This is a genomic window from Pseudomonas sp. NBB (assembly GCF_032701105.1).
Classification (GTDB): Bacteria; Pseudomonadota; Gammaproteobacteria; order Pseudomonadales; family Pseudomonadaceae; genus Aquipseudomonas; species Aquipseudomonas asiatica.
This window is the reverse complement of sequence record NZ_CP103994.1, coordinates 1,037,964-1,053,970: the sequence shown is the minus strand read 5'-3', so window position 1 is coordinate 1,053,970 and position 16,007 is coordinate 1,037,964. Positions and strand designations below refer to the sequence as shown.

At 63.6% G+C, this 16,007-nt stretch carries 13 protein-coding genes and 1 pseudogene; 10 read left to right on the top strand and 4 right to left on the bottom strand.

What is annotated here, in order from left to right; genetic code table 11:
• The first annotated feature begins 1 nt into the window (after nt 1).
• The 6 genes from NY023_RS04845 (at nt 2) to NY023_RS04820 (ending at nt 6,098) form a co-directional block, all read left to right on the top strand.
• Nucleotides 2-970: an ABC transporter ATP-binding protein gene (locus tag NY023_RS04845; RefSeq protein ID WP_003257886.1), complete on the top strand. Its 969-nt coding sequence runs from the start codon at nt 2-4 to the stop codon at nt 968-970.
• A complete protein-coding gene (locus NY023_RS04840) occupies nt 970-1,938 on the top strand; it encodes a peptide ABC transporter ATP-binding protein (protein WP_013971049.1) in 969 nt (322 codons plus the stop codon). The genes NY023_RS04845 and NY023_RS04840 overlap by 1 nt, the downstream gene beginning before the upstream one ends.
• Before the next feature lie 371 nt (nt 1,939-2,309).
• On the top strand, nt 2,310-3,119 hold the full coding sequence (locus NY023_RS04835) for an AraC family transcriptional regulator (RefSeq protein ID WP_013971048.1): 810 nt from the start codon (nt 2,310-2,312) through the stop codon (nt 3,117-3,119).
• A 64-nt stretch (nt 3,120-3,183) separates the two neighbouring features.
• On the top strand, nt 3,184-4,590 hold the full coding sequence (locus tag NY023_RS04830; RefSeq protein WP_041506251.1) for an NAD(P)/FAD-dependent oxidoreductase: 1,407 nt from the start codon (nt 3,184-3,186) through the stop codon (nt 4,588-4,590).
• 34 nt (nt 4,591-4,624) lie between these two features.
• Nucleotides 4,625-4,966 (top strand): cupin domain-containing protein, encoded by a 342-nt coding sequence (locus NY023_RS04825; RefSeq protein WP_013971046.1) that lies wholly within the window; start codon nt 4,625-4,627, stop codon nt 4,964-4,966.
• Between the two features lie 52 nt (nt 4,967-5,018).
• Complete coding sequence (locus tag NY023_RS04820) at nt 5,019-6,098, top strand: polyamine ABC transporter substrate-binding protein (RefSeq protein ID WP_023660681.1); 1,080 nt, start codon at nt 5,019-5,021, stop codon at nt 6,096-6,098.
• 137 nt (nt 6,099-6,235) lie between these two features.
• Here the strand turns inward: NY023_RS04820 and NY023_RS04815 are convergent, their stop codons facing one another.
• A complete protein-coding gene (locus NY023_RS04815; RefSeq protein ID WP_003257876.1) occupies nt 6,236-7,819 on the bottom strand; it encodes a peptide chain release factor 3 in 1,584 nt (527 codons plus the stop codon).
• A 558-nt stretch (nt 7,820-8,377) separates the two neighbouring features.
• On the opposite strand from NY023_RS04815, the gene NY023_RS04810 reads away from it, so the two are divergent.
• From NY023_RS04810 to NY023_RS04795, 4 genes are read left to right on the top strand one after another with little or no spacing between them, the layout of a single operon-like run.
• Nucleotides 8,378-9,091 (top strand): ABC transporter permease, encoded by a 714-nt coding sequence (locus tag NY023_RS04810; protein ID WP_023660682.1) that lies wholly within the window; start codon nt 8,378-8,380, stop codon nt 9,089-9,091.
• Nucleotides 9,092-9,104: 13 nt separating this feature from the next.
• Entirely contained in the window at nt 9,105-10,019 is a 915-nt protein-coding gene (locus NY023_RS04805) for a glycine betaine ABC transporter substrate-binding protein (protein WP_013971043.1), read from the top strand.
• The gene (locus NY023_RS04800) at nt 10,016-10,669 is read left to right on the top strand and encodes an ABC transporter permease (RefSeq protein WP_013971042.1); all 654 of its coding nucleotides are present in this window, start codon (nt 10,016-10,018) and stop codon (nt 10,667-10,669) included. The genes NY023_RS04805 and NY023_RS04800 overlap by 4 nt, the downstream gene beginning before the upstream one ends.
• Nucleotides 10,666-11,823 carry a betaine/proline/choline family ABC transporter ATP-binding protein gene (locus NY023_RS04795; protein WP_013971041.1) on the top strand — a complete coding sequence of 386 codons (1,158 nt, stop codon included), beginning with the start codon at nt 10,666-10,668 and terminating at the stop codon, nt 11,821-11,823. The genes NY023_RS04800 and NY023_RS04795 overlap by 4 nt, the downstream gene beginning before the upstream one ends.
• 171 nt (nt 11,824-11,994) lie before the next feature.
• Here NY023_RS04795 and NY023_RS04790 read toward each other — a convergent pair.
• The 3 genes and pseudogenes from NY023_RS04790 to NY023_RS04780 all read right to left on the bottom strand — a co-directional run bounded on the left by NY023_RS04790 (nt 11,995) and on the right by NY023_RS04780 (nt 16,007).
• Nucleotides 11,995-14,418: pseudogene (locus tag NY023_RS04790) on the bottom strand (TonB-dependent siderophore receptor).
• A gap of 108 nt (nt 14,419-14,526) precedes the next feature.
• A complete protein-coding gene (locus NY023_RS04785) occupies nt 14,527-15,489 on the bottom strand; it encodes a FecR family protein (protein ID WP_041506253.1) in 963 nt (320 codons plus the stop codon).
• 20 nt (nt 15,490-15,509) lie between these two features.
• A complete protein-coding gene (locus tag NY023_RS04780) occupies nt 15,510-16,007 on the bottom strand; it encodes a sigma-70 family RNA polymerase sigma factor (protein ID WP_013971037.1) in 498 nt (165 codons plus the stop codon).

Genomic DNA, 16,007 nt, shown 5'->3' with positions numbered 1-16,007 from the left:
CATGTCACTGTTGCAGATCAACAACCTGAACGTGCGCTTCGGCGACGCCAATGCGGTACCGGTGGTCGATGGCCTGGACCTGACGGTGGAGGCCGGCGAGATCCTGGCCATCGTCGGCGAATCCGGCTCGGGCAAGTCCGTGACCATGATGGCCCTGATGGGCCTGATCGACGCCCCCGGGCGCATCACCGCCGACTCGCTCACCTTCGACGGCACCGACATGCTCAAGCTCAGCGGTCGCCAGCGACGCAAAGTGGTGGGCAAGGACATCGCCATGGTCTTCCAGGACCCGATGACCGCGCTCAACCCCAGCTACACCGTGGGCTACCAGATCGAGGAAGTGCTGCGCCAGCACCTGGGCCTGAAGGGCAAGGCCGCGCGCCAGCGTGCCCTGGAGCTGCTGAAGAAGGTCGAGATCCCGGCTGCGGAAAGCCGCCTGGACGCCTACCCGCATCAGCTGTCCGGCGGCATGAGCCAGCGCGTGGCGATTGCCATGGCGATTGCCGGCGAGCCCAAGCTGCTGATTGCCGACGAACCCACCACTGCGCTGGACGTGACCATCCAGGCGCAGATCATGGAGCTGCTGGTCAACCTGCAGAAGGAGCGCAACATGGCGCTCATCCTGATCACCCACGACCTCGCCGTGGTCGCCGAAACGGCCAGGCGGGTGTGCGTGATGTACGCCGGCCAGGCCGTGGAAGTGGGCCAGGTGCCGGAGCTGTTCGACGTGCCCGCCCACCCCTACAGCGAAGCGTTGCTGGCGGCGATCCCCGAGCACAGCATTGGTGCCGAACGCCTGGCCACCCTGCCCGGCATCGTCCCAGGCCGCTACGACCGCCCCGTGGGTTGCCTGCTGTCACCGCGCTGCCCGTACGTGCAGGACAACTGCCGGCGCCAGCGCCCGCCCCTCGATCCTCAGGCCCATGGCCTGGTGCGTTGCTTCTACCCGCTGAACCAGGAGGTGGCGTGATGGCCGTCGTTCTATCCGCCCGGGAGCTGACCCGGCACTACGAAGTCTCCCGTGGGCTGTTCAAGGGCCACGCCCTGGTCCGCGCGCTGAATGGCGTGTCGTTCGAACTGGAGGCCGGCAAAACCCTGGCCGTGGTCGGCGAGTCCGGCTGCGGCAAGTCGACCCTGGCCCGCGCACTGACCCTGATCGAAGAGCCGTCGTCCGGCTCGCTGCAAATTGCCGGCACCGAAGTGAAAGGCGCCAGCAAGAGCGAGCGCAAGCAACTGCGCCGCGACGTGCAGATGGTGTTCCAGAGCCCCTACGCCTCGCTCAACCCACGGCAGAAGATTGGTGACCAGCTGGCCGAGCCGCTGCTGATCAACACCTCGCTGACCAAGGCCGAGCGGCGAGAAAAGGTGCAGAAGATGATGGAACAGGTCGGCCTGCGCCCCGAGCATTACCAGCGTTACCCGCACATGTTCTCCGGTGGCCAGCGCCAACGTATTGCCCTGGCCCGGGCAATGATGCTGCAGCCCAAGGTGCTGGTGGCGGACGAGCCGACCTCGGCGCTGGACGTGTCGATCCAGGCCCAGGTGCTGAACCTGTTCATGGACTTGCAGAAGGAGTTCAACACCGCCTACGTGTTCATTTCGCACAACCTTGCGGTGGTGCGGCATGTGGCCGATCAGGTGCTGGTGATGTACCTCGGCCGGCCGGCGGAGATGGGGCCGAAAGAAGATATCTACGAAAGGCCGCTGCACCCGTATACCCAGGCGCTGCTGTCGGCGACGCCGGCGATTCACCCGGACCCTTTGAAGCCGAAGATCCGCATTGCCGGTGAGTTGCCCAACCCGCTGAACCCGCCGGATGGGTGTGCGTTTCACAAACGTTGCCCGTATGCGACTGAGCGTTGTGCCAAGGAAGTGCCGGCGCTCAGGCAGGTGAGTACCCGGCAGGTGGCTTGTCACTATGCCGAGCAGTTTCTCTAGCCTTTAGATAGCCGGGGCTGCTTTGCAGCCCTTTCTCGACACAAGGCCGCTCCTACAAGGGACCGCGATCTCCTGTAGGAGCGGCCTGGTGTCGCGATGGGCCGCAAAGCGGCCCCACAATTTCAATGCATGAAGAACCAGATCAGAATAATCACCGGAATCGGCACCCCAATCATCCAGAGCAGTATCGAGCGCATGGCCTTTCTCCTTGTTCGATGTTGAACAGACCGGTGCACTCGCCATGCCATCCCTGTCAAAAAATCAGTCTCAACCAAATCAACGGCTTACGCCCCATACCGCTTGGCAGAACCGTGCAATATGCCGGATCCACACCCTTGCAGCTGGGTGTTCTGCAATGCACTATCAGGCTCATGATCGCCCACACCCTCCCCGACGGCCCCGAGCAGACCCCGCTCACCGCCGACACCGTGCTGCGCTACCACCTGTGCTGGAAGCGCCGCGACCTCGACGGCGTCATGGAGCTCTACCACCCCGACATTCAGTACCACGACTTCTTCCAGAACCGCGTGCTCGGCTACCAGGAACTGCGCGACTACGTGCGCGCCTGCCTGCCCCATGAAGCCGGCGAAGATATCGTGCACAGCGACCGCATCCGCGTCGACGGCTGTACCGCGTTCATCCAGTACCAGGTCACGGTCCAGGGCGGCGATGGCCTGGTGGCGTTCCAGTCCAGCGAGGCGATTACCGTCAAGGACGGCCTGATCTGGCAGGTCAACGAATATGCCACGCTGGTCCACCGCAACGGCAGCGGCCACGCCAGCAGTGGCCCACGCCCGGCCACCAGCCGCCTGGGCCTGTCGCCGAGGCAGTTGTCGACCATGGCCCAGGACCTGGAACACTACTTCCAGCGCCAGCGCCCCTACCTGGACCCGGAACTGGATCTGCAGCAGGTGGCCGACGCCAGCGGCTACAGCCGCAACCAGATCTCCTACCTGCTCAACCAGGTGCTCGGGCAAAGCTTCTACCGCTACGTCAACCAGGCCCGCCTGCAGCACCTGATGGCCAGCCTTGATAACGACAGCATCGAGGCCACGATCGACGAGCTGGCGTTCAATGCCGGTTTCAACTCGTTGTCGGCGTTCTACAAGTGTTTCCGCGAACACACCGGGCTTACGCCCAAGGCGTACCTGAAGCAAATTTCCCTGCGTGCACGCACGTAGGACAGCCGCCCGCCGACACCACTAGGATCGCCCACAGACCTTGACGGATGTGGAGCCGAACCCGATGCAACCCCTGCGCACGCTCAGCCTGTGGATGGACCAGCTCGACGAGCCGTTGTGCGCCCGCCCGGCCCTGCGCGAGGACCTGGACGCGGATGTATGCATCATCGGCGCTGGCTACACCGGCCTGTGGACCGCCTACTACCTCAAGCGCCAGGCGCCACAGTTGAACATCGCGGTAATCGACGCCAACATCGCCGGCTTCGGCGCTTCGGGGCGCAACGGCGGCTGGCTGATGGGCAACCTGCTCGGCGAAGACCGGCTGCTGGCCACCCTGTCACCGCAACAGCGCCGCGCCAGCATCGACCTGCTGCATGGCATTCCCGATGAAGTACACCGCGTACTGCATCGCGAGAGCATCGACTGCGACTACCGCAAAGGCGGCGTGCTGTACTGCGCCGCGCGCTACCCGGAACAGGAGCGCAGCCTGCGCGCCTACCTAGACGACCTTTATCGCCAAGGCATGACCGAGGACGACTACCGCTGGCTGCGCCCCGAACAGCTTGACGCTCAGTTGCGGGTCAGCAACGCCTATGGCGCCATCTACAGCCCGCACACCGCAACCATCCAACCCGCCAAGCTGGCGCGTGGCCTGGCCCGGGCGGTAGAAGCGCTGGGCGTACCCATCTACGAAAACACCCCAGCCATCGACTGGCAGCCGGGTGAGGTGCGCACCCCGTTGGCGCGCATCCGTTGCCAATGGACGGTACCCGCCGTGGAGGGCTACGCCGTCAGCCTGCCGCCGCTGGGCAGACATCAGTTGCCGGTACAGAGCCTGCTGGTGGCCACCGAACCACTACCGGAGGCCACCTGGCAACAGATCGGCCTGAACCAGGGCCAGGCGTTCAGCGAAAGTAGCCGCCAGGTCACCTACGGCCAGCGTACCGCTGACAATCGCCTGGTGTTCGGCGCCCGCGGCGGCTACCGCTTCGGTGGCCGCCTGCGCGAGAACTTCAACCTAGAAACGCACGAGATCGACCTGCGTCGCTACCTGTTCGGCGAGCTTTTCCCGCAACTGAAAAACGCACGCATCACCCATTCGTGGGGCGGCAACCTGGGCATGGCGCGGCGCTTCCGCCCACACATGCTCTGCGACCGTCAACGCGGCATCGCCCTGGCGGGCGGCTATGGCGGCGAAGGCGTCGGCGCCACCAACCTGGGCGGTCGCACCTTGGCGGCGCTGATCCTCAATCAGCACAACGAACTGACCGCGCAACCCTGGGTGCTCGACAACCGCCCGCTTTCAAGCCTGGCCAGCTGGCCACCCGAGCCCTGCCGATGGCTGGGCTACAACGCGATCATCCAGAGCTTCGTCCACGAGGACCGGACCCTCGCCAACCCCGCCAGTGCGCCCTGGAGGCGGCGCCTTGCCAGCAATCTTGCGGACTTCATGGAAGGCTTCATGCGCTGATTTTTCCCCCTCACTGACACAGGATTTACCGGTCATGAGCATCACCCATTTCAAGAACACCGAAAGCGCCGTGCTCGACAGCTCCAACCCGGTCGCGGTGCCGCTTGGCGACCCCGTTGCATTGACTTCGGTCACCTGCGTGGAACGCAGCGACGGCGTCGAAACCGGCATCTGGGAGTGCACCCCCGGGCGCTGGCGGCGGCAGATCGTGCAGCAGGAGTTCTGCCATTTCATCAAGGGCCGCTGCACCTTCACCCCCGACGGTGGCGAGCCCCTGCTCATAGAAGCCGGAGACGCACTGATGCTACCGGCCAACAGCACTGGCACCTGGGTCATCCAGGAGACCGTGCGCAAAACCTACGTCCTTATTTTCTGATCCGCTGATCGCCTGCCTTCGATAACAACACACAAAGCAAGGTAACCCCGACATGCGCACGCTCCTTCTCGCCCCCCTGATGCTGGCCGCCAGCGTGGCCGGCGCCGCCGAAACGGTGAAGATCTACAACTGGTCCAGCTACGTTGCCCCCGACACACTGAAGAACTTCCAGCAAGCCAGCGGTATCGTGCCCACCTACGACGTTTACGACAGCAACGAAACCCTCGACGGCAAGCTGATGACCGGCAACTCCGGCTACGACGTGGTGTTTCCGTCCAACCATTTCATGGCCCGGCAAATCCAGGGCAAGGCCCTCAAGCGCCTGGACAAGTCGCAATTGCCCAACTGGCACAACCTCAACCCGGTGCTGCTCAAGGCGCTCGAAGTGAACGACCCGGGTAACCAGTACGGTTTCCCATACCTGTGGGGCAGCACCGGCATCGGCTACAACATCGACAAGGTCAAGGCAGTGCTGGGCGACGATGCCCCGGTGGACTCCTGGGACCTGATCTTCAAGCCCGAGTACATGAGCAAGCTGAAAAGCTGCGGCGTCGCGGTGTTGGACAACGGCCCTGAACTGTTACCGATCGCCCTGCACTACCTGGGCCTGCCGCACCACAGCCAGGAACCGGCGGACTACGACAAGGCCAAGGCGCTGCTGATGCAGGTGCGACCGTACATCAGCTACTTCCACTCCTCGAAGTACACCGGCGACCTGGCCAATGGCGATATCTGCGTGGTGGTGGGCTTCTCGGGGGATGTACTGCAAGCGAAGAACCGCGCCGAGGAGGCGAAGAACGGGGTGAAGGTGGGCTACTCGATACCCAGGGAAGGCGCGCCGATGTGGTTCGACATGGTTGCCATGCCGGCCGATGCACCGGATGAGAAGGCCGGGTATGCCTACATGAACTACCTGCTGCAGCCGGAGGTGATGGCCAACATCAGCAACCATGTGCAGTACGCCAACGGCAATCTCAAGGCGGACGGGCTGGTGGATCCGGCGATGAAGGGTAATACGATGATTTACCCGAGCGAGGAAGTAATGGGCAAGCTGTATGCGCTGGAGGCGATGCCGGCCAAGATCGACCGTATTCGCACGCGGATCTGGACCAGTATCAAGGCCGGGAATTGATTTCGGCCTTAACACGGTCCCTGTGGGAGCGGGTTCACCCGCGAATGCGATGTTGAGTTTACCGACGCATTCGCGGGTAAACCCGCTCCCACAAGGGTCAGGAGCAGGCCCTGAAAATCAGGAGCAAGCTCTCGAAATCAGTGGTGCTCGCGGGTAGCGCGGAACTTGATGTCCGGCCAGCGTTCTTCCATCAGCGACAGGTTGACCCGGGTCGGCGCCAGGTAGGTCAGGTGCCCACCACCGTCGATGGCCAGGTTCTCCATGGCCTTGTTCTGGAATTCCTCGAGCTTCTTCTTGTCGTCGCAACCGATCCAGCGGGCCGACCACACGGTGATCGGCTCGTAGGCGCACTCGACCTTGTACTCTTCCTTCAGGCGGCTGGCGACCACGTCGAACTGCAGCACACCGACTGCACCGAGGATGATGTCGTTGCTGCGCTCAGGGAAGAACACCTGGGTCGCACCTTCTTCGGCCAGCTGTTGCAGGCCCTGGCGCAGCTGCTTGGATTTCAGCGGGTCCTTCAGGCGCACGCGGCGGAACAACTCCGGTGCGAAGTGCGGGATACCGGTGAAGCCCAGTGCCTCGCCTTCGGTGAAGGTGTCGCCGATCTGGATGGTGCCGTGGTTGTGCAGGCCGATGATGTCGCCGGCATAGGCCTCTTCCAGCTGCTCACGCTCGGAGGAGAAGAAGGTCAGCGCGTCGCCGATGCGCAGGTCCTTGTTGATGCGCACGTGGCGCATCTTCATGCCCTTCTCGTACTTGCCCGAGCAGATGCGCATGAAGGCGATGCGGTCGCGGTGTTTCGGGTCCATGTTCGCCTGGATCTTGAACACGAAACCGGTGAACTTCTCTTCCACAGGCTCCACGGTGCGCTCGTGGGCAACACGGCCCAGCGGGCGCGGCGCCCAGTCGACGACGGCGTCAAGCACATGGTCGACACCGAAGTTGCCCAGCGCGGTACCGAAGAACACCGGGGTCAGCTGGCCGTTGATGAACTCTTCCTGGTTGAACTCGTGGCAGGCGCCCTGCACCAGCTCCAGCTGTTCGACGAACGAATCGTACTGGTCGCCCAGGTGGGCACGGGCTTCGTCCGAGTCCAGCTTCTGGATGATCTTGGCTTCGGTGCGCTCGTGGCCGTGGCCCGGGGTGTACACCACGATGTAGTCACCGGTCAGGTGGTACACGCCCTTGAAGTCGCGGTAGCAACCGATCGGCCAGGTGATCGGCGCGGCCTTGATCTTCAGCACGGCTTCGATCTCGTCCAGCAGCTCGATCGGGTCGCGGATGTCGCGGTCGAGTTTGTTGATGAAGCTGACGATCGGCGTGTCGCGCAGGCGGCACACGTCCATCAGGGCGATGGTACGTGGCTCTACACCTTTACCGCCGTCGAGCACCATCAGCGCCGAGTCCACCGCGGTCAGGGTGCGGTAGGTGTCTTCCGAGAAGTCTTCGTGGCCGGGGGTGTCGAGCAGGTTGATCATGTGCTCGCGGTACGGGAACTGCATCACCGAGGTGGTGATGGAGATGCCGCGCTGCTTCTCCATTTCCATCCAGTCGGAGGTGGCGTGGCGGTCGGACTTGCGCGACTTCACGGTACCGGCGACGGCAATGGCCTTGCCCATCAGCAGCAGCTTCTCGGTGATGGTGGTCTTACCGGCGTCGGGGTGGGAAATGATTGCGAAAGTGCGGCGCTTCGCGACTTCGGCGGCCTGGTTGGTCATGGGAAATCGCCTGACTGGGGGATTAAAAAGGGGCGATATCATACCTGAAGTTGGGCCGGGACCAAAATTTGCTGAACCGGCGGTGCCTGTACCGGCCTCTTCGCGGGTAAACCCGCTCCCACAGGTATCACACCGTCTTTGAAACCTGTGCAGTACCTGTGGGAGCGGGTTTACCCGCGAAAGGGCCCGCCCAGAGGCCACAAATTCGCCAGGCAATCGCTTTATCACGACAAATGGCCAAAGGGCAGTTATTTCAACGCCTACAGCGCACCAACCCGCTGCTTTTTCTCGTAAATTTTCCAACCAGCCAGTGATTAACGCTGGCCAAATGCCGCCCCAGATGGGAACCTTTACGCCCACGGAGACGTCCACTCCCCTGCAACCCGCTTCGGTTGGGGAGTTGTTTTCATCAGCATTTTCGGGCCCGACGGGGTTCGGCTCATGGCCTGATCGCAGCCTTCGGCGTGCGTCACGCTGCTACTCGCGAACACACCACCCGCCGCCAGGACTGGCCGGCAACCAAGAAGTGTGCTCGCCGACTACACAAGGAGTCCGCCTGTGGCTAAACGCTACGGAAAAGGGCTGTTGGGATGGGCCGCCGTGCTCGTCATCCTGGCCCTGCTGGTCCACTGGATCGGCATCGACACGATCGCGCGGTATCGCGACGATCTTGGGTTCTACCTGCAAGCGCACCTGGTACTGGTGCTGGCTTCGATGGCGGCGGCGCTGGCCGTGGGCATCCCCGCCGGCATTGCGTTAAGTCGACCGCACCGGGTCGACAAAGCCGAGCGCTTCATGCAGTTCTTCAACGTTGGTAACACCATCCCTCCCCTGGCCGTTCTGGCCATTGCCCTGAGTATCCTGGGCATCGGCGCCGGGCCCGCGATCTTCGCGCTGTTCCTCGCCTCCCTCCTGCCCATCGTGCGCAATACCTACGAGGGCCTGAAAAACGTCCCCGCCTCGCTCAAGGAAGCCGCCACCGGCATCGGCATGACTCCGCGCCAGCAACTCTGGCAGGTGGAGCTGCCCAACGCCGTGCCGATCATCGTTGGCGGTGTGCGCGTGGCCCTGGCGCTGAACGTCGGCACCGCACCGCTGGCGTTCCTGATTGGCGCCAACAGCCTCGGCAGCCTGATCTTCCCCGGCATCGCCCTGAACAACCAGCCACAACTGCTGCTGGGGGCTGCCTGCACCGCACTGCTGGCGCTGGCGCTGGATGCAGCGGTGAGTTTCTCCAGCAAGCGCTGGCTGGAACGTGGCCTGGCTGGATAACGAGAGGGAACGTATGAACAAGAGAATCGCCTTGTTGTTGGGCGCGACCCTGCTGTTCGCAGGATTTGCCCAGGCAGCGGAAAAACCACTTGTCCGTATCGGCGCGCGGGTGTTCACCGAACAGACCGTACTTGCCGAAATCACCGCGCAATACCTGCGCGCCAACGGTTTTGATGTGCGCGTCACCAGCGGCCTTGGCAGCAACATCGCACGCCAGGCCCAGGAAACCGGCCAGCTCGACCTGATGTGGGAATACACCGGCGTGTCACTGGTGTCGTACAACCATATCGACGAGCGCATGCCCAGTGCCGAGGCCACCTACGCCAAGGTCAAGGCACTGGACGCGAAGAAGGACCTGATCTGGCTGACCCCGTCGAAGTTCAGCAACACCTATGCGCTGGGCCTGCCCAAGCAGGTCGCCGAGGCTTATCCGCAGATCAACTCCATCAGCGACCTCAACCAGGTACTGCGTGACGAAAGCCACCGCAACCACCTGGTGGCGCTGGACACCGAGTTCGCCAACCGCCCGGACGGCCTGGTAGGCCTGAAAGCGATGTACGACCTGCAAGTGGGCCGCGCCAACATCCGCCAGATGGATGCCGGCCTGGTCTACACCGCCATGCACAACAACCAGGTGTTCGCCGGCCTTGTGTACACCACCGATGGTCGCCTGAACGCGTTCAACCTCAAGCTGCTGGAAGACGACAAGCACTACTTCCCCGACTACACCGCCGCCCCGGTGGTGCGCAAACAGGTGCTCGACGCCAACCCGCAACTGGCCGGCCTGCTCAAGCCTCTGGCCGAGCAACTGGATGACGAAACCATGCGCCAGCTCAATGCCAAGGTCGACGTCGAACACCAGAACCCGACCAAGGTGGCCGCCGCCTTCCTGCGTGACCACCCAATGCCTGGCGAGGTACAACCATGAGCCTGCTCGACACGTTCGCCCACCTCGACTGGGCCCAGGTACTGCAGCTGACCTGGCAACACATCATGCTGGTCGGCGTCGCCGTGGGCCTGGCGATCATCGTCGGCGTACCGCTGGGCATCCTCATGACCCGCTTCCCGGCCGTCGCCGGCCCATTGCAGGCCAGTGCCACGGTGTTGCTGACCATTCCCTCGATCGCCCTGTTCGGCCTGCTGCTGCCGTTCTACTCCAGGTTCGGCCAGGGCCTGGGGCCGCTGCCGGCGATCACTGCGGTGTTCCTCTACTCACTGCTGCCGATCATGCGCAACACCTACCTGGCTTTGACCAACGTCGAACCCGGCATCCGTGAAGCCGCACGTGGCATCGGCATGACCTTCGGCCAGCGCCTGCGCATGGTCGAACTGCCCATCGCCGTGCCGGTGATCCTCGCCGGCGTGCGCACCGCCGTGGTGATGAACATCGGCGTGATGACCATCGCCGCCACCATCGGCGCCGGCGGCCTTGGTGTACTCATCCTTACCTCCATCAGCCGCAGCGACATGTCGATGCTGCTGGTCGGCGCCGTGCTGGTCAGCCTGCTGGCGATCATCGCCGACCTGCTGCTGCAAACCCTGCAACGTGCCCTGACTCCAGAAGGACTGCGCTCATGATCGAACTGAAGAACCTCAGCAAAACCTTCAACGTCAACGGCAAGGACGTCAAAGCCGTCGACTCGGTAAGCCTCACCGTCAACGAAGGGGAAATCTGCGTGTTCCTCGGCCCCTCGGGCTGCGGCAAGAGCACTACCCTGAAAATGATCAACCGCCTGATCACGCCCACTTCCGGCCAGGTGTTCATCAATGGCAAAGACACCACCGGGCTGGACGAGGTCACCCTGCGCCGGCACATCGGCTATGTCATCCAGCAGATCGGCCTGTTCCCCAACATGACCATCGAAGAAAACATCACCGTGGTGCCGCGCCTGCTCGGCTGGGACAAACAGAAGTGCCATGAACGCGCCCGCGAGCTGATGCACATGATCAAGCTGGAGCCCAAGCAGTACCTGCAGCGCTACCCGCGCGAGCTATCCGGCGGCCAGCAGCAGCGTATCGGCGTGATCCGCGCCTTGGCGGCGGAAGCGCCAGTGCTGCTGATGGACGAGCCGTTCGGCGCGGTCGACCCGATCAACCGCGAGATGATCCAGAACGAGTTCTTCGAGATGCAGCGGGCGTTGAACAAGACCGTGATCATGGTCAGCCATGACATCGACGAAGCGATCAAGCTGGGCGACAAGATCGCCATCTTCCGCGCCGGCAAGCTGTTGCAGCTGGACCACCCGGACACCCTGCTGGCGCACCCGGCGGATGATTTCGTCAGCAACTTCGTCGGCCAGGACAGCACCCTCAAGCGCCTGCTTCTGGTACGTGCGGAGGATGCGGCAGACAACGCGCCATCGGTGAGCCCGCAGACGCCGGTGAGCGATGCGCTGGAGCTGCTGGACGAGCACGACCGCCGCTACGTGGTGGTGACCGATGCGCAGAACAAGGCACTGGGCTACGTGCGCCGGCGTGACATGCATCGCCAGCAAGGGACTTGTGGCGACTTCCTGCGGCCGTTCAATGCCACGGCGTCGCATGATGAGCATTTGCGCATCCTGTTGTCGCGGATGTACGAGTTCAACCGGGCGTGGCTGCCGGTGCTGGATGCCGAGCAGGTGTTTTTGGGCGAGGTGACGCAGGAGTCGATTGCGGCGTACCTGAGTTCGGGGCGCTCGCGGGGGGCCAAGACCAGCATTGTCTCGCCGGCTGAGGCGGTGGTTTCGTAATAGCCGGGGGGCCGCAAAGCGGCCCCGGCAATCTCGGCTCAAAACCCAAGTAATGGATTGCCTGTGCCGGCCTCTTCGCGGGTAAACCCGCTCCCACAGGGTCGGTGCAAGGCTAAAGACCTGCGCGGTACCTGTGGGAGCGGGTTCACCCGCGAAGCAGGCGACGCGATGTCAGAACCCTACACTGGCCTGCACATAGAAGGTCCGCGGCTCACCCACATAGATGCCGGCATTGTTGTCGCTGGAGCGAGTGAAGTACTGCTTGTCGAACAAGTTCTTCACCCCCGCCGCCAGCTTCAGGTTGGACATTTGGGGTCCGAACTCATACCCGCCACGGGCATGCCAGGTCACATAACCCGGAATATCGCCAAACTGCCCGTCCGCACTCGGCTCGGTGATGTAGTCGCCGTTGAAGCTGCCATCGGCATTGATCCCGGTACCCGGCGCGCGCTGCTTGGATTGGGCGTAGGCATCCAGGTTCCAGGTCCAGTGATTGACCGCGTAACGCACGCCGGCAGTGGCCACCTGGCGTGAATAGAACGGCAGGTCACGGCCCTCGAAGCCAGGAATGTCCCCTTCATAAGTAGCGCGGGTATAGGTATAGCCACCGCTCACCGACAGGCCTTCCAGGCGCGGGTCCAGCCCGTCCAGGTCATAGCGCACCGAGGCCTCGATACCCTGGTGCTTGGTCGCACCGAGGTTGGTCCAGCCCACATCGTTGCTGATGTACTGCAGTTCGTCATCGAAGTCGATGTAGAACGCCGTCAGCTCACCGGCAAAGCCGCCATTGTCATAGCGGGTACCGATTTCGTAGGTCTTGGCCTTTTCCGGCTCCAGGCCATTGGCCGTGCTGTTGCCAGTACCACCCTGGCCCAGCTGGAAGTACTGCAGGCTACCGAACGAGGTCTCGTAGTTGGCGAACACCTTCCACGCATCGGAGATGTGGTACATCACGCTCAGCGCCGGCAGCGGCTCGTTGCTGGTGATGCTGCGTTTCTTCTCCGGCACCGGCTGGCCGTTGGCACCGAGCACCGGGCGATCGCGCCAGTCGGTGTTGATATGCTCGAAGCGGATACCTGGGGTGATGGTCCAGTTACCCACGTCGATCTTGTCGTCGATGTAGTAGGCACTGGCCTCGGTACCACCGCTGCGGTCCTGGAACACATGGCCGTCGGAGGTCGGGGTCGGCGTCGGCACGTTGTCGATCAGCGCCAGGCGGGTCGACTGCTCACGCATCGCTTCCTTCAGGTAGCGGTAGCCCACGCTGACTTCCTGGGTGGTCGGGCCGGCGAAGAAGATCCGCGACAGCCGTGGTTCGATGGCAAAGGTGTGGTAGTTGCGCGGGTACGACGACAGGGTCTTCATGTCGCGCGAGGCAATGGAGCTGCCGCGGAAGCTGTCGGTGTAGTAGGTCAGCACTTCGAACTGGGTGGCGTCGTCGAGCTGCCGCTGCCACTTGAACGACACGTCCTTACGCCGGCCGGCGAAGTAGTCGTAGTCGCGCAGCGACTGGTACGGGTTGCTGTCGTACTGCGCCTGGGTCAGGCCACCAGGCATGTCGGCACGGCCGTCGTAGTAGTGGAAGTTGAGCCAGAACTCGTCAACGTCGGTCGGTGCCCAGTGGGTCTTGAGGATGACATCGTCGATGTCGTTGCCATTGTTGCTTTCACGGTAGCCGTTGCCATTCACCCCGGTGTACAGCAGCGCCACGCCCATGCCGTTGTCCGCCGTACCGCCGACGAAGGCCGACTCGGTGTGCTTCCAGCCGCCATGCTGGGAGGTTTCCAGGGTGGTGGACAGCTCGGCCGAGGGCTTCTCGGGGATTGCCCGGGTAACGAAGTTGATCACCCCACCGACGTTCTGCGGGCCATAACGCACGGAACCGGCGCCACGCACCACGTCGATGCTGTCGAGGTTGCCCGAGGAAATCGGCGCCATCGACAGTTGCGGCTGGCCATAGGGGGCGAAGGCCGCCGGAATGCCGTCGATCAGCACCGTGGAGCGTGGCGACAGGCGCGAAGTCAGGCCGCGAACGCCCACGTTCAGCGACAGGTCGCTGCCGCCGGTACCGTTGGAGTCCTGCACCTGAACGCCGGGGATGCCGCGCAGCACGTCACGCACGTTCATTGCGCCCTTTTCCACCATCGCCTCGCGGCGCACCACGGTGCGCGCGCCGGGGTGGTTCTGCACCACGCTCTGCTGGGCATCGCCCAGCCAGTCACCCACCACCTTGACGTCGGTGGGCGCGAGCTCCAGGCTACCGGTGGTGAGGGTGCCATCGACCTGGGCGGGCTTGACCACCACGGTGCCCTAGGACATCTCGTAGGTCAGGCCGCTGCCTTGCAACAACTGCTGCAGCGCCTGCTCGGGCGCCAGCTGGCCGGACACCGCCGGGGCCTGCTTGCCGGCCACCAGTTCGGGGTTGAAGAACAGCTGCAGGTTGGTCTGCTGGCCCAGTTGGTTCAGCGCCGATGCCAAGGATTGGGCCTGAATCTGAATAGTGGCGTCTGCGGCCTGGCTGTTGACGGCCACGGCGCTGACCGCCAGGGCCAGTGCCAGGGCGCGGAAGCCTGGGAAGGGATTGTTGTTGTTCACGTCGTCGAAACTTCCTGGAATACGGAATAAACGCCAACCGCATGCAAATGGAAATGCTTGGCAGTTGCAGCTGACGGGGAAGACGAACGAGCGGAAAAAAACCTGAATCTATTTCGCGATTATTTCGCGCGAGCCATCTTCATGGGCCTTGATGGCCACTGGCAGGATGCTCGGCAAGGCACGCAGCAGCGCATCGGTGTCGTCGGTGCTGAAGGTGCTGGACAGCCGCAGCTGGGCGACTTTGCCGGGGGCAACCCACAGCGGCTGGCTACGGTAGCGCGAGGCTTCGGCCACCACCTCGGCCAGGGTGGCGTTGTCGAACACCAGCCTGCCTTGGCGCCAGGCAGTCAGGGCGCCGGTATTCACCGCATAGGGCGCGGCCACCTGGCCTTGTGCATCTATATGCGAGCCCTGGCCCGCCGTGAGCTGCGCCAGCGAGGCGCCTTTGCCCTGCACACGCACCGAGCCCTGCTCCACCGCCACGCGGGTGCTGGCCGGCTCCAGGCGGACGTCGAAACGGGTACCGGTGACAGTCACGCTACCCTGGGCGGTGTCGACCACGAACGGCCTGCCACTGTCGTGGGCCACGGTGAACATCACCTCACCCGCCATCAGCCGGACATGCCGCTGGCCGGTGCTGAAAGCGACCTGCACTTGCGTGCTGCCGTTGAGCTCAAGGTGCGATCCATCCGGCAGTTCGACCTGGCGGCGTTCGTTGAAGGCGGTCTGCAAGCTGCCCTGGTGATTCAGTTGCTGGTAGTGCCAGCCGCCCCAGCCCAGGCCCAGCGCCAGTGCCGCCACGCTGGCGGCCAAGGCCTGGCGCACGAAGCGCCGACGTGGCAACTGGCGTACCGGGGCCGGCTGGCACAGCGCTTCCAGGCGCTGGCGCGGGATGAAGTCGGCGGCCTGCCACAGGCGGGAGAGCTGCTGGTACTCATCACGGTGCCGTGCATCGCCTTCCAGCCAGGCGTGCAGCTGCGCCTGCAGCCCGGCATCGCGAGGTGCATCCTGCACCCGGGCGAACCACGCGGCCGCCTGCTCGCGGACGGTATCGGTACCGTGCTGTTTCATCGAAAAGGTCTCCTGACTCATCATGCCGACACATCCAGGTGCTCGCGCAGATGCCGGAGCGTGCGGATCATATACTTTTCGACCATGTTCTTGCTCAACCCCATGCGCTCGGCAATCTCGGCCTGGGTCAGGCCTTCGAGCTTCTGCCAGATGAACACCTGCCGGCAATTGAGCGGCAGTTCGGCCAGCGCCCGCTCGACACTGTCGGCCAGCTCCAGCGCATGCACGTAGGCCTCGGGGTCGCCACTGCCGGCCACGCCTTCGTCGAAGGCTTCCAGCTCCAGGGCCTGGCGGCGGTCCTCGCGACGGAAACCATCCACGGCAATATTGCGTGCGGTCTGGTGCAGGTAGGCGCGTGGCTGCTCGACCTGCTCGCGCGGGTTTTCCAGTACCCGGACAAAGGCATCGTGGGTGAGGTCCTCGGCCTGCTGTCGACTGCGCAACTTGCGCGTCCAGGTGCCGATCAGCTCATGGTAGTGGTCGAGGAAGCCTTTGGGTCCGGACACGGTCGGGGTCAT

What these genes read in the sequence shown, in the direction of transcription:
- NY023_RS04845 (WP_003257886.1), top strand. Translation starts at nt 2, where the DNA reads ATGTCACTGTTGCAGATCAACAACCTGAACGTGCGCTTCGGCGACGCC.
- NY023_RS04840 (WP_013971049.1), top strand. Translation starts at nt 970, where the DNA reads ATGGCCGTCGTTCTATCCGCCCGGGAGCTGACCCGGCACTACGAAGTC.
- NY023_RS04835 (WP_013971048.1), top strand. Translation starts at nt 2,310, where the DNA reads ATGATCGCCCACACCCTCCCCGACGGCCCCGAGCAGACCCCGCTCACC.
- NY023_RS04830 (WP_041506251.1), top strand. Translation starts at nt 3,184, where the DNA reads ATGCAACCCCTGCGCACGCTCAGCCTGTGGATGGACCAGCTCGACGAG.
- NY023_RS04825 (WP_013971046.1), top strand. Translation starts at nt 4,625, where the DNA reads ATGAGCATCACCCATTTCAAGAACACCGAAAGCGCCGTGCTCGACAGC.
- NY023_RS04820 (WP_023660681.1), top strand. Translation starts at nt 5,019, where the DNA reads ATGCGCACGCTCCTTCTCGCCCCCCTGATGCTGGCCGCCAGCGTGGCC.
- NY023_RS04815 (WP_003257876.1), bottom strand. Translation starts at nt 7,819, where the DNA reads ATGACCAACCAGGCCGCCGAAGTCGCGAAGCGCCGCACTTTCGCAATC.
- NY023_RS04805 (WP_013971043.1), top strand. Translation starts at nt 9,105, where the DNA reads ATGAACAAGAGAATCGCCTTGTTGTTGGGCGCGACCCTGCTGTTCGCA.
- NY023_RS04800 (WP_013971042.1), top strand. Translation starts at nt 10,016, where the DNA reads ATGAGCCTGCTCGACACGTTCGCCCACCTCGACTGGGCCCAGGTACTG.
- NY023_RS04795 (WP_013971041.1), top strand. Translation starts at nt 10,666, where the DNA reads ATGATCGAACTGAAGAACCTCAGCAAAACCTTCAACGTCAACGGCAAG.
- NY023_RS04785 (WP_041506253.1), bottom strand. Translation starts at nt 15,489, where the DNA reads ATGAAACAGCACGGTACCGATACCGTCCGCGAGCAGGCGGCCGCGTGG.
- NY023_RS04780 (WP_013971037.1), bottom strand. Translation starts at nt 16,007, where the DNA reads ATGACCCCGACCGTGTCCGGACCCAAAGGCTTCCTCGACCACTACCAT.